At 32.9% G+C, this 14,112-nt stretch carries 9 protein-coding genes and 2 other annotated features (1 of these 11 only partly in view); of the genes, 8 read left to right on the forward strand and 1 reads right to left on the reverse strand.

The window, feature by feature from the left end; translation table 11 throughout:
• Nucleotides 1-44 precede the first annotated feature (44 nt).
• The 3 genes from KQI85_RS00570 (at nucleotide 45) to KQI85_RS00580 (ending at nucleotide 5,300) form a co-directional block, all read left to right on the forward strand.
• The gene (locus KQI85_RS00570; RefSeq protein ID WP_216574093.1) at nucleotides 45-2,138 is read left to right on the forward strand and encodes an EAL domain-containing protein; all 2,094 of its coding nucleotides are present in this window, start codon (nucleotides 45-47) and stop codon (nucleotides 2,136-2,138) included.
• Nucleotides 2,139-2,355: 217 nt separating this feature from the next.
• A complete protein-coding gene (locus KQI85_RS00575) occupies nucleotides 2,356-4,125 on the forward strand; it encodes a glycoside hydrolase family 2 protein (protein ID WP_216574094.1) in 1,770 nt (589 codons plus the stop codon).
• Between the two features lie 2 nt (nucleotides 4,126-4,127).
• On the forward strand, nucleotides 4,128-5,300 hold the full coding sequence (locus tag KQI85_RS00580) for a glycosyltransferase (RefSeq protein WP_216574095.1): 1,173 nt from the start codon (nucleotides 4,128-4,130) through the stop codon (nucleotides 5,298-5,300).
• A 244-nt stretch (nucleotides 5,301-5,544) separates the two neighbouring features.
• Here the strand turns inward: KQI85_RS00580 and KQI85_RS00585 are convergent, their stop codons facing one another.
• Nucleotides 5,545-6,609 carry an HD-GYP domain-containing protein gene (locus KQI85_RS00585; RefSeq protein ID WP_216574096.1) on the reverse strand — a complete coding sequence of 355 codons (1,065 nt, stop codon included), beginning with the start codon at nucleotides 6,607-6,609 and terminating at the stop codon, nucleotides 5,545-5,547.
• A 197-nt stretch (nucleotides 6,610-6,806) separates the two neighbouring features.
• Nucleotides 6,807-7,026: a binding site (T-box leader), on the forward strand.
• Nucleotides 7,027-7,084: 58 nt separating this feature from the next.
• Here KQI85_RS00585 and leuS point away from each other — a divergent pair.
• The 5 genes from leuS (at nucleotide 7,085) to KQI85_RS00610 (ending at nucleotide 13,768) form a co-directional block, all read left to right on the forward strand.
• Nucleotides 7,085-9,502, forward strand: a complete 2,418-nt coding sequence (leuS, locus tag KQI85_RS00590; protein WP_216574097.1) for a leucine--tRNA ligase — start codon at nucleotides 7,085-7,087, stop codon at nucleotides 9,500-9,502.
• A 462-nt stretch (nucleotides 9,503-9,964) separates the two neighbouring features.
• Entirely contained in the window at nucleotides 9,965-10,471 is a 507-nt protein-coding gene (locus KQI85_RS00595) for an NUDIX domain-containing protein (protein WP_216574098.1), read from the forward strand.
• A gap of 187 nt (nucleotides 10,472-10,658) precedes the next feature.
• Nucleotides 10,659-11,372: an IMP cyclohydrolase gene (locus tag KQI85_RS00600; protein WP_216574099.1), complete on the forward strand. Its 714-nt coding sequence runs from the start codon at nucleotides 10,659-10,661 to the stop codon at nucleotides 11,370-11,372.
• A 17-nt stretch (nucleotides 11,373-11,389) separates the two neighbouring features.
• Nucleotides 11,390-12,565, forward strand: a complete 1,176-nt coding sequence (locus KQI85_RS00605) for a phosphoribosylaminoimidazolecarboxamide formyltransferase (RefSeq protein WP_216574100.1) — start codon at nucleotides 11,390-11,392, stop codon at nucleotides 12,563-12,565.
• Nucleotides 12,566-12,829: 264 nt separating this feature from the next.
• A complete protein-coding gene (locus KQI85_RS00610; RefSeq protein ID WP_216574101.1) occupies nucleotides 12,830-13,768 on the forward strand; it encodes a putative ABC transporter permease in 939 nt (312 codons plus the stop codon).
• A gap of 150 nt (nucleotides 13,769-13,918) precedes the next feature.
• Nucleotides 13,919-14,112 (forward strand) — a binding site (T-box leader) (it continues 117 nt past the right edge of the window).

Consider the following 14,112-nt stretch of genomic DNA (forward strand, 5'->3'; position numbering starts at 1 on the left):
TTATAATCTCTCTAGTTAGAAATTAAGGTTGTTAGGGGATTGAGATGAAGAAAGTGTTATTAAAACTTATAGATTTTTTGGAATGTAATGATTTGCTGAAATCAGTAAAAAGAGCATTTGAAGGTCTTATGCCAGTGATTATTCTTGGAATAATATCAGATGTGATATTATCGCTGCCAATAGATACAATCAGGCGTTTTTTTGTAGTAAATGCAGCAGGTATACAGTGCAGACGAATGCTTCTTGCAATTAACAGGTGTACATTTGGAATATTTGGAGTATATGTTGCAGTTGCTATTGCATACAATTATTCAAGAAGATTTACAAAAGGTAATGCATCATTGATGTTTGTTGCAGTTCTTAATACTATGTGCAGTTTTGTAGCATCACTTGCAACAATTGATATACATTCAACGTGGAGATATATGGATACAGATGCAGTTTTTTGGGCATCCATTGTGGCTATTGTATCTACAAAGATATTTTTTGCGATTGCAGGCAGGAGTAATGCATACAAATATAAATATGTCGGAGAAAAAGAGATTAACAGTTTTTCAGTTAATCAATATATAGTGCCATTAACATTAACAGTAATGATATTTGCTGTCTTTAATGTACTTGTGAATGTGCTTACAGGATGCGACAATATAATTGAATATGTGACAAAGAGCATACTGAGAATATATGTAAGAGGCGATAATGGCTTTATGAAGAAGATAATAGCATTCTTATCTGAAGACATACTTACTTTTATGGGTGTTGGAAGAAATGAGATTATGGGAAGAGTATATAATCTTTCGAGTGATATTATAACTTTTACAGGAAGAAGAGTAAGTGTGGTATTTTTGAATTCAATGTCTAACATTGGCGGGATTGGCAATATGATGTCACTTGCTATAGCTTTACTTATATGCACAAAGTCAGAAAATGTTAAGAATCTTGTTAAGTGTGCATTTCCGACATTGATATTTAATATTAATGACATAATGGTATATGGACTTCCGGTAGTATTTAATCCATTTCTTATGATTCCATTTCTTGTATCGCCAGCTATATCAAAGATTATGATATATCTTGCAGTATCAGCAGGTATGTTTAGTGACAGTGTGATACGAGATGGTAAAATATGGTCTAATGCACCGGTTTTTATAAGTGGTTATATTGCATCAGGACATAATATAAGTGGAATACTTTTGCAAGTAATTATGCTTATTGTTGGAGTGATTGTATATATTCCTTTTGTAAAGGCACAGGAGATGGTAAAAGTTAAACGTGAATCTGCTATAATAGATTCAATGAAGAAAGAATATATGAGAGCTTCAGAGACACAGGAAGCTATGGAATTCATAAATTATGAAGATGATAGAGGAAGAGTGTCAAGAGAGATACTTGAGAAGCTTATAATTGATATTGAAAAACAGAATATAGAACTGTTTTATCAGCCGCAAAATGGAGGAGATGGACTCTGTTATGGAGGAGAGGCACTGCTTAGATGGAAGTATAATGGAGAGTATATGTTTCCGTCACTTGTTACTGAGATAGCCAAGGAAGGATATATGTTTAAAGAATTATGCGAAGTTATAGTAGATAAGGCATGTCAGGATACCAGACTTTTTAAAGAGAAGTTTGGCTATGGAATAAAGATCTCGGTTAATATTAATTCGGATCTCTTAAATGACAGAGCATTTCTTGATTTTGTAATAGCAAAAGTTAAAGAATATGAAGTATGTGGATGTATCTGCCTTGAGATAACAGAAGAAAGCTCAATGTTTAGCTATGCTAATATTACAGAGAATATAAAATATCTTGCAAGTAATGATATCGGTGTCGCTATTGATGACTTTAGCATGGGACATACATCAATTAAATATCTTCAGAATAACAGATTTGGATATGTTAAGCTTGATGGAAGTCTTGTAAAAGAGATAATAACTAATAAGCGAAGCAGAGATATAGTGGAAGCAATAACGAAGCTTGGACATAATCTTGATTTTAGAGTGGTTGCTGAATATGTTGACAGTGAAGAGATTAAGAATGAACTTATAGCGATAGGATGCAATTTTCTTCAGGGATATTATTTTAGTCCGGCAATTAACAAGTATAAGTTCATGGATTATGTAATGAAATGTAACAGTTAGTTAACAGATGTTGAGTAGATAATTAGAGCCAGCTTATATAATAAAAATAACATAGTAAAATCAGGAATATTTGCATATAATATTTCTATAAAACAAGAGAGACAGCTAAAAAAAGCCGTCTCTTTTTTCGATATTAACAAGGAAGATTTATTTTATAGGGAATAATGGATAGTAATTGGTTTGTTTTACATAAAATGTAGGCAAAGGAGATCAAAATATGAATATTGGGGAAGCAATAAAAACACTTTTTTATAGAAAAAATAATAAAATAAAAAATAGACTTACGACATCATACGGTGAGAAGATAGATCCTGAACATGTACTTGATGAATATCCACGTCCACAGCTTAAGCGAGACAGCTTTATTAATCTTAATGGATATTGGAGATATGCGATAAGTGATTCAAAAGACAGGCCACAGAAGTTTGACGGAATAATTCTTGTGCCATATTCACCGGAGAGTATTCTGTCTGGTGTTGAGAGACAGCTAAAACCGTTACAGTATCTGTTCTATGAGAGATATATTGATTTTGATGAGATACCACAGCATAAGAAACTTATACTTCACTTTGGTGCAGTTGATCAGAAGTGTAGTGTATGGTGGAATGGCAGATGTGTGAAGAATCATACAGGAGGATATCTGCCTTTTAGTATTGATGTGACAGAGACAGTTGAAAAACATAATACTCTATTAGTGAGAGTAAGTGATGCAACAGATATGTCATATCATGCACGAGGCAAGCAAAAACTTGATTCGGGAGGAATGTTCTATACTGCACAGAGTGGAATATGGCAGACTGTATGGTGTGAATGGGTTCCGGATAATTACATTACAGATATAAAGATTACACCAAAGTTAGATGAAAAAAAGGTCATATTAAAGATATATACCAGATATCCGGTTATTAAAAAGATAACAGTATCTGTACTTGGAATTAAGATAAAAGAGGTACATTCTAATGAAAAAACAGTTGTAATTGACTTTGATGACTGTACAGATATATGTGAATGGACACCGGAAAAGCCATTTTTGTATAATCTGTATATCGAAGCTGGTGATGACAGAGTAGAATCATATTTTGCAATGAGAAAATATTCTGTAGGACCAGATAAGAATGGGCATCCATGTCTATATCTTAATAATCATCCATATTATATGCATGGAATTCTTGATCAGGGTTACTATTCAGATGGGCTTATGACACCGGCATCGTATGATATAATACGTGAGGATATAGATGCGGTAAAAAAACTTGGTTTTAATATGGTAAGAAAACATATCAAGATAGAGCCATTAGTGTATTACTATATATGCGATGTAAAAGGAATTATAGTATGGCAGGATATGGTAAATGGAGGCGGCAGATATAATATATTTTTGTTTACAATACTTCCGACAGTGATACCTGCTGTAAGGCGTTTTGTAGATGACAGAAAGTATGATATCTTTGGAAGAAACAGTTATAAAGGAAGACGTGAATGGATAACAGAATGTAGAGATACAATAAAACATCTGTATAATTGTCCATGCATTGGGATGTGGATTCTATTTAATGAAGGCTGGGGACAGTTTGATTCTGCAAAGATTACTTTAATGGTTAAGAAGATGGATAGAACAAGGCTTGTTGATTCTGCAAGTGGATGGATAGATAAAGGATGTTCAGATGTAAAAAGTGATCATGTTTATTTTGAAAAAATAAAAGTAAAGAGAGATAAAAGACCTTATGTATGTAGTGAATATGGTGGATATGCATATTATGTAAAAGGACATTCATATTCAGACAGAATATATGGATATAAAACTTGTGCTTCACCATGGGAGTTTCGAATGGCTTATAAAAGATTGCAAAGTGAGATAGAGAATCTTAAGGAAAAAGGGCTTGTGGCAGATGTATATACACAATTATCTGATGTTGAAGACGAAGTGAATGGAATACTTACTTATGACAGGAAGATTAATAAACTTGATGATTATGAGGAGATGTGAGTATGAAAAAGATAATATTATTAAAGGGGCAGACAGAGACACTTGAGTTCTTCTCAAAGCGACTCAATATATATCTTAAGAAATATGGATATGAGACATTCATATATGATATTAGTCTGGGCGATGAACAGATAGAAGCACTTGAAGAGTATACTGAGATTGGCAATACAGTTTTTATCACATACAATTTTAATGGGATAAGTGGAGAAAAGATATTTCTTGATGCTAAAGGCAGATTATTTTTTGATGAATTTTATATAGAATGTATCAATATAGTAGTTGATCATCCAATGTATTATTATAAGTATTATAATAGTCTGCCAAGAATGTACAAACAGATTAATATAGACAGGACACATAGAGAATATATGAGAGAATACTACAAAGAGTGCGATGCTGACTATTTTATTCCACTATGTGGTACAAGGTTAAAAAGAGAGATTATGCCCATGCGATATAAAAAGACAGATGTAATATTTACAGGTAATTTTACACCATGCAATACATTTGATAAGTATATAACAAGAATAGACAAAGAATATGAAGAGTTTTACAGAGGAATTATTGACGATCTTATAAGCAATAATGAAAAGACAATGGAGCAGGCTTTTAATGAACATCTTATAAGAGAAGGAATAGATGTAGATAATAATGAGCTTAAAAGATTACATTCCAATATGACATTTATTGATCTATATGTACGTTTTTATTACAGACAAAAGGTGATAGGGACAATTGCCGATAGTGGTATAAAAATTGATACTTATGGAGCCGGATATGAACTTTTAAAATGTAAAAAACATGAGAATATTATAAGACATGGTGGTGTTAATACAAAGGGCTGCATAGATGCAATATATGATGCGAAGATATCACTTAATGTAATGCCGTGGTTTAAGGATGGAGCACATGACAGAGTATATACAAGTATGCTAAACTCAGCTGTGTCACTTACAGATACAAGCAGATATTTAGCTGAAGAATATACAGATGGAGAAGATATATGTTTTTATAATCTTGCACATATAGAGCAAGCTGTGGAATGGATTAACAGACTGCTTAGTGATGAAGAACTTCTAGAGAGGATAGCAGCCTCAGGATGTGAAAAGACAGAAAAGACACATACATTTGATAATGTTACAAAAGAACTTATAAGCGTGATTAATAAAAGATAAATAAGTATAAAAAAATACTCTATAAGCGTGATTAATAGAAGATAAATAAGTATAAAAAAATACCCTATAAGCGTGATTAATAGAAGATAAATAAGTAAAAAAATACCCTATACCTGATTAATAGCTACTGAATAAGGGATTTTCAAACACTCTTTACAAAAGGTCTGAATAAGTAACTTAATAAGTAAGTGTGCATATTTGAAAATGTAGCTAAGTAATATCGGATATAGGGTATTTTTGTATATTATACAAGTGATACTATTCTAAGTTTTGGATTCTGGGCAAGATCAATGAAGTTATCTTTGGTCTTAACCATAGGTCTTGAAAGATTCTGTTTGTTGATATATACAATCTCTGCAACTTCGCCATCATTAAGTTTTACATTGTTGTGAAGATAAGATTCACTTATGTTCTCAAGGAATGTCATAAGGTATCTTGGATCATATATATCAAGTCCAAATTCGAATGTTTCAATAACGGAAAATGGGCATATAGGTTCTCTATATACTCTTGTTGCAGTCATGGCATCGTATACATCAGCAATTGATACAATCTTTGCAAAAGATGATATTTTTGAACCTGTAAGTTTTAATGGATAACCAGTACCATTACATCTCTCGTGATGCATAAAAGCTGCATTTTTAACACGAGGATCAAGATCTTTGTCAAGAAGAATGGTATATCCGTTAGTTGTATGATTCTTCATTATCTCGTACTCTTCTGAAGTAAGTTTTCCTGGCTTTAGAAGTATCTCCGGCGGAATTGTTAACTTACCAATATCATGGAGAAGACCACAAAGAGTAAGAACACGAATATCATCAATTGCGAGATCGAGCCACGATCCCATTATGGAACATATAATGCCTACATTAACACTATGAGTGAATGTAAGATCATCTAATTCTCTTATATTATGAAGAAGGTCAAACATATGATAAGATGTTGAATTAGGTGGTCTTAGTGCAAGTGTTCCATCAACAAGGTCGGAATAACTAACATCTTTGTTATCCATTATATTCTGTAAAGAAGCCTTAATCTCGTTAACTTCTTTGAAGTATTCACCACGAAATTCACGAAATTCAGGAGTTTTTCTCATTTTACTGTAATAACTCTCAGTATCTTCTACATTAAGAATTGGCTGATCAGATATTGGAATATCAAACAGTTTATGACATTCAAGTTTATAGATAGCTGAATCAGTCAATATGGAATTGGTAGCTAATATAAGCTGTCCGCTATCGGAAAACACATCATCGGCGACCATCATGCCAGGCTGAAGCTCTCCTAAAAGTACATATTTTTTTGACATTTAATCTACCTCCGTGAATTATTGTAATGTTGAAGATGATAAAAGAATAACTTCAACATTACTATATTTTTATGTTCGGTATTTTTGGCTGATTTATTTAGTTAATAAATTTGTAATTATATATACTAATGTTAATTTTAATCTTGACAAAAAAAAACTGCTGTTTTAATATATTAAATATCTCTAAAGAAAATAAGATAAATACTAGGAAGAGGAATAGTAGATGACAGAATGGCTTCAGAGAGCTGCTGTATGGTGAAAGGCAGTGCCGGACTTAATTGAACTCGCCTCGGAGTATCTGTGTTGAACGATATAGTAGGTACAGACGGCTGATTCACGTTATAGAATAATAAGAGCATCATTGTTGATAATGATGAATTAGAGTGGTACCGCGAAATGACCCCTTTCGTCTCTATTTGAGACGGAAGGGGTTTTGTTAGTTAGAAAAATAATAGAATCTGGAGGAAATAAAAAGATGAGTAAAGAATATTCACCAAAAGAAATTGAAAAAAAATGGCAGGATATATGGGATGAAGAAAAAGCATTCAAGGTATCTGATGACAGAACAAAACCTAAATATTATGCACTTGTAGAATTCCCATATCCATCAGGACAGGGACTTCATGTTGGACATCCAAGACCATATACAGCACTTGATATAATTGCAAGAAAGAGAAGATTACAAGGATACAATGTATTATATCCAATGGGTTGGGATGCATTTGGTCTTCCAACAGAGAACTTTGCGATTAAGAATAAGATTCATCCAAAGGAAGTTACTAAGAATAATGTAGCAAGATTTAAAGCACAGTTAAAGTCACTTGGATATTCATTCGACTGGGACAGAGAGATTAATACAACAGATCCTGAATATTACAAATGGACACAGTGGATCTTCTTAAAGTTATTTAAAGCAGGACTTGCATACAAGAGTGAGATGCCAATTAACTGGTGTACATCATGTAAAGTCGGACTTGCTAATGAAGAAGTAGTAAATGGTGTATGTGAGAGATGTGGAAGTCCTGTAGTACACAAAGTAAAAAGCCAGTGGATGCTTAAGATAACAGAATATGCAGACAAACTTATTGAAGGACTTGATGACGTTGATTATATAGAAAAAGTAAAAGTATCACAGAAGAACTGGATTGGACGTTCAGAAGGTGCTGAAGTTGATTTTGCACTTACAGGTGTTGAAGATAAACTTACTATATATACAACAAGACCAGATACATTATTTGGTGCAACATATATGGTAATATCACCAGAACATCCTCTTATTGATAAATACAAAGATATTATTGAGAATTATGATGAGATAGTAGCATATAGACAGGAAGCACAGAAAAAATCTGACTTTGAGAGAACAGAACTTGCTAAAGATAAGACAGGTGTTGAACTTAAAGGCATAAAAGCAATTAATCCTGTAAATGGAAAAGAAACACCAGTATGGATCTCAGATTATGTATTAATGACATATGGAACAGGTGCAATTATGGCAGTTCCTGCACATGATACAAGAGACTTTGAATTCGCTAAGAAATTTGGTCTTCCAATTATTGAAGTAGTAGCTGGTGGAGATGTTACTAATGAAGCATATACAGATACTAAGACAGGTAAGATGGTTAATTCAGGATTCCTTGACGGACTTGAAGTTGCTGATGCCAAGGTTAAGATTATTGAATTTTTAACAGAAAAAGGTATCGGACACAAAAAAGTTAATTACAAATTAAGAGACTGGGTATTCTCACGTCAGCGTTATTGGGGTGAACCAATTCCAATTGTACATTGTGACTGCTGCGGATATGTACCTGTACCAGAGAGCGAATTACCATTAAAACTTCCTGAAGTAGAGAGCTATATGCCAACAGATAATGGTGAATCACCACTTGCAGCAATGACAGACTGGGTTAATACAACATGTCCAAAATGTGGTAAACCGGCTAAGAGAGAGACAGATACAATGCCACAGTGGGCTGGATCATCATGGTATTTCTTAAGATATACAGATCCACACAATACAGAAGCATTTGCAAGCAAAGAAGCACTTGATTACTGGTTACCAGTTGATTGGTATAATGGTGGTATGGAACATACAACACTTCATTTATTATATTCAAGATTCTGGCACAAATTCTTATATGATCAGGGACTTGTAAGTACAAAAGAGCCATATATGAAGAGAACAAGCCATGGTATGATTCTTGGAAATAATGGCGAGAAGATGTCAAAATCAAGAGGTAATGTTGTAAATCCGGATGATATTGTTAATGAATTCGGTGCAGATACACTTAGAACATACGAGATGTTTATCGGAGCATTCGAACTTAGTGCATCATGGTCTAATGAAGGTGTAAGAGGTTGTAGAAGATTCCTTGAAAGAGTATGGAAATTACAGGATATGGTAGATAATAGTAATGATGGATACTCAAAAGAATTAGAGACTAAGATGCATCAGACAATCAAAAAAGTAAGTACAGATTATGAAGCAATGAAGTTCAATACAGCGATTGCAGCATTAATGTCACTTGTTAATGACTTCTATAAAGCAGGTTCATTAACAAGAGGTGAGTTTAAGACATTACTTGTATTACTTAATCCTGTAGCATCTCATATGACAGAAGAATTATGGGAGATTGAAGGATTTGAAGGAAGACTTTATAATACAACATGGCCAGAGTATGATGAAGCTAAGACAGTTGAAGATACAGTTGAGATCGCAATTCAGGTTAATGGTAAAGTAAAAGGAACTGTAAAAGTAGGTCGTGAAGAAGATGAAGCATCAGTAAAAGCTAAAGCTCATGAAGTTCAGACAGTTGCTAACTTCCTTGAAGGAAAGAACATTGTAAAAGAAATCTATGTAAAAGGAAAGATCTTTAACATTGTAGCCAAATAATAGGATTTGGAAATATATTATATAATAATTAGTACGGTATGTTGATAAACAATCTTAAGATTATCGTTAAGGCGTTAGGAAGTGTACTGTATTTCATACAAAAAGGAGTGCATAAAAATGTACTCCTTTTTGTGTTTGATGTGTTATACTGAATGTTAGGTGGCGATAATATAATGTAACTATTATTAATCAGGGAACACCTGAGAGATTAGTGCTTGGATTATATATATATGAAGTAGTATGTTAGAAACTTAAGTATATTATAATGATGCTATATGTATGTGCAAAATGATTTATAGAGAGATAATATATATGAGAGTTTATATATGTGAAAAGAGTGCTGATAATATTGATAACAATTACAGACAATTAGATACAGTGATGCTATATAATACGGTTAGATGTCGCTAACTTAACAGCCTAAGATAGCATGATGTATAGGCAATTGGAAAGGATGAAATCATGGAGATTTGGGATTTATATGATAAGAATCGAAGATTAACAGGTAACACAATGGAACGTGGAGCTAATGTTGCGGAGGGGTTTTATCACCTTGTAGTTGAGATATGGACTATATCTGAAGATGGTAAGATGTTATTAACAAAAAGACATGAAAGTAAGCCATATGGATTGTTGTGGGAATGTACCGGCGGTTCGGCAGTAGCAGGAGAAGACAGCTTAACTGGTGCATTAAGAGAATTAAGAGAAGAGACAGGTCTTGCACCAAAACCTGGAGAACTTACTTTTGTAGGGACACTTATTCGTAAACATTCAATTGTAGACACATATTTATATATTCATGAACCTAATTTATCGGAGGTTGTATTTCAGGATGGAGAAGTAATAGATGCAAAAATAGTGAATATTGATGAGTTTGAGAAGATGAACGAAGATGGACTTATTGTTCCATCTGTATGGGAACGTTTTGCTAAAAACAGATGTAAGATAGAAAAATATATTAGATTTTAATATATGGAGTTTTAATATATCAGACGTTTTTTAAAAGAATTCTGCCTTATTTATTCGAATTTCAGTGAAAATATATTATTATTTTTAATAGGTGTAGATCTTTAAAAAAACATATTTATAAGGTATAATAATAACAAGTAACAAATTTATATGCTTTATTAATAAAAGAAAAGTAAGGAGAGCAAGGATGGAAATCTTATCAATTGAAAAAGAACTTAGAGATAATTCATATCCAGGAAGAGGAATCATAATTGGAAAGTCTTTAGATGGAGTACATGCAGTAACAGCTTATTTTATAATGGGAAGAAGCGTTAATAGCAGAAACAGAGTATTTGTCGAAGATGGTGAAGGAATCCGTACACAGGCATTTGATCCATCAAAACTTACAGATCCAAGTCTTATTATATATTCACCTGTAAGAGTATTAGGTAATAAGACAATAGTAACTAATGGTGATCAGACTGATACTATCTATGAGTTAATGGATAAGCAGATGACATTTGAACAGGCATTAAGAACAAGAGAGTTTGAGCCTGATGCTCCAAATTATACACCTAGAATATCAGGAATTATGCATATAGAAGATGGCAAGTTTAATTATGCAATGTCAATCTTAAAGAGTAATAATGGCGATGGTTCATCATGTAACAGATTCACATTTGCATATAACAATCCAAAGGCCGGTGAAGGAAGATTTATTCATACATACAAATGTGATGGTAATCCACTTCCAAGTTTTGAAGGAGAACCTAAGTTAATATCATTATCAGGTGATATTGATGAATTTACAGCTTCATTATGGAATAATCTTAACGAAGATAATAAAGTATCATTATTTGTACGTTATATTAATATTGAAACAGGCAAATATGAGACAAGAATTATCAATAAGAATAAATAGAAAAGAGGATATTTTCAATGAAAGAATTAGAATTAAAGTATGGTTGTAATCCTAATCAGAAACCATCAAGAATATATATGGAAAATGGCGAACTTCCTATTGAAGTATTAAATGGAAGACCTGGATATATCAACTTTATGGATGCATTCAATGGTTGGCAGCTTGTAAGTGAATTAAAGAGAGCAACAGGACTTCCTGCAGCAACTTCTTTTAAACATGTATCACCTGCTGGTGCAGCAGTTGGTAAGCCATTATCAGATACTCTTAAAAAAATATATTGGGTAGACGATCTTGGAGAATTATCACCACTTGCATGTGCATACGCAAGAGCAAGAGGTGCTGATAGAATGTCATCTTTTGGTGATTTTATATCACTTTCAGATGTATGTGATGTATCAACAGCTCTTATGATTAAGAGAGAAGTATCAGATGGTGTTATAGCACCTGGATATGAACCAGAAGCTCTTGAGATATTAAAAGCTAAGAAAAAAGGCAATTATACAGTTATAAAGATAGATCCTGATTATGTTCCAGCTCCAATCGAGAAGAGAAGTATCTTTGGAATTACATTTGAGCAGGGAAGAAATGAACTTAAGATAGATGATGAACTTTTTGCAAATATTGTTACAGAGAATAAAGAGTTACCAGAAAGTGCCAAGATAGATCTTGCTGTTGCTATGATTACTCTTAAATATACTCAGTCTAATTCAGTATGTTATGCACTTGACGGACAGGCTATTGGTATTGGTGCAGGACAGCAGTCAAGAATTCATTGTACAAGACTTGCTGGAGGTAAAGCAGATAATTGGTTCCTTCGTCAGTCACCACAAGTACTTTCACTTCAGTTCAAAGACAAGATTTCAAGAGCTGACAGAGATAATGCAATCGATGTATATATGAGCGATGATTATATGGATGTTCTTGCTGATGGTGTATGGGAGAATACATTCAAAGTAAAACCACCAGTATTCACAAGAGAAGAAAAGAGAGCATGGCTTGATAAATTAACAGGTGTAGCACTTGGATCAGATGCTTTCTTCCCATTTGGCGATAATATTGAAAGAGCTCATAGAAGTGGTGTATCATATATTGCACAGCCAGGTGGATCAATCAGAGATGACAATGTTATTGATACATGTAACAAATATAATATGACAATGGCATTTACAGGAATAAGATTATTCCATCATTAATATTTTAATAAGTATATTAGACTCCTTACAAGGAACAAAGATAAAATATCTTTTTGTGGGAATTAGAGGCCTGGTGCATAAGCATCAGGTTTCTTTGCATTTTCTTTTCTCTTAATACAATATTTAGATAATGTCGAAATGTAATAAGTAGATTTTGATAAAACGCAATCACTATGTTACAATATAATATTATATAAACTGTATCTGCAATTACTTAGTAAATAGCAGAAAGGACAAGATTGCTTGAAAGGAAGGATTTAGTTAATGGGAGAATATACATTAATTCAATGGCTTTTATTTTTTTATATTTATTGTTTTCTAGGATGGTGTTTTGAATCAACTTATGTATCACTTAAGAAGAGAAAGTTTGTTAACAGAGGATTTATGAAAGGACCATTCCTGCCAATATATGGCTCTGGAGCAATAGTAGTACTATTTGTAACGATACCACTTAGAGGAAACAATATATTGGTATTTTTAGGTGGAGCACTTGCTGCAACAATACTTGAACTTGTAACAGGTATATGTATGGAGGCACTTTTTAAAGTGCGATATTGGGATTATAGCAATCAGAAGTTTAACTTCATGGGACATATATGTTTGTCATCAACAATAGCATGGGGATTTTTGAGTATTGCAATGGTCAATGTACTTCATAAACCAATAGATCATTTTGTAATGAGTCTTAATAATGATGTAGTTAATATTGTAACATTTGCACTTACTATATATGTAGCTGCCGACTTCTCATTATCATTCAGAACAGCTATGGATCTCAAAGTCCTGCTTGGTAAGATGGAGGGTGTTAAGAATGAACTTAAGATGTTACAGAAGAGACTTGAAGTTATCGAGGCTGTAGCAGAAAGCGAAGCTAATGAGAAGAAGATTCGTAAAGAAAAGGAAAAAGAAGCACAACGAGAAGCAAGAAACCAGAAATTTACAGATATTATCGAAGAATTATCAGCTCGTGTAGATGCACTTAAGAACAATGAAAAGATTGCAAAGACAGCTCAATTAAGAGAAGAACTTCTTGATATGAAATCAAAATTTGCAATAAATACAGAGAAGATGAATAACATATTCTCAAGAGATACACTCAAGATGATAAAACGTAACCCTGGTGCAAAATCAACAAAATATCAGGAGACATTTGAGAATATTAAAGAAAATATCCTTAGAGGTCGAAAAAATAACAGTAAATAATAATCGTATTGATAGGTTTTGTACAGATATTATATACAAAATAAAAAATATAAAACTAAAAGGTTGACATGACTTTATTAATAGATTATACTTTAGTTAGTTATTGCGTTACATCTATATATGGTGTAATGGATTAAGATTAAGATATAAACAAAAGCGATGATAAGGAGGAGTACATATCATCTTAGAATTCAGAGAGAAAGCGGTAGGTGCAAGCTTTTTTCGAGAGATATGGAAGTAGCCTTTGAGCAGTGAACTGAAAGAAAGATATAGTAGATTATAGTGATAATAAGCAATATTGGGAATATAATATTATCAATTAGAATATCTTCAAGTAGGCTTCA

Source organism: Falcatimonas sp. MSJ-15 (genome assembly GCF_018918265.1).
In the GTDB taxonomy this organism is placed as follows: Bacteria; Bacillota; Clostridia; order Lachnospirales; family Lachnospiraceae; genus Falcatimonas.

Excerpts from the sequence above, each read along its gene's own strand:
- KQI85_RS00570 (WP_216574093.1), top strand. The coding sequence starts at position 45 with ATGAAGAAAGTGTTATTAAAACTTATAGATTTTTTGGAATGTAATGAT.
- KQI85_RS00575 (WP_216574094.1), top strand. The coding sequence starts at position 2,356 with ATGAATATTGGGGAAGCAATAAAAACACTTTTTTATAGAAAAAATAAT.
- KQI85_RS00580 (WP_216574095.1), top strand. The coding sequence starts at position 4,128 with ATGAAAAAGATAATATTATTAAAGGGGCAGACAGAGACACTTGAGTTC.
- KQI85_RS00585 (WP_216574096.1), bottom strand. The coding sequence starts at position 6,609 with ATGTCAAAAAAATATGTACTTTTAGGAGAGCTTCAGCCTGGCATGATG.
- leuS (WP_216574097.1), top strand. The coding sequence starts at position 7,085 with ATGAGTAAAGAATATTCACCAAAAGAAATTGAAAAAAAATGGCAGGAT.
- KQI85_RS00595 (WP_216574098.1), top strand. The coding sequence starts at position 9,965 with ATGGAGATTTGGGATTTATATGATAAGAATCGAAGATTAACAGGTAAC.
- KQI85_RS00600 (WP_216574099.1), top strand. The coding sequence starts at position 10,659 with ATGGAAATCTTATCAATTGAAAAAGAACTTAGAGATAATTCATATCCA.
- KQI85_RS00605 (WP_216574100.1), top strand. The coding sequence starts at position 11,390 with ATGAAAGAATTAGAATTAAAGTATGGTTGTAATCCTAATCAGAAACCA.
- KQI85_RS00610 (WP_216574101.1), top strand. The coding sequence starts at position 12,830 with ATGGGAGAATATACATTAATTCAATGGCTTTTATTTTTTTATATTTAT.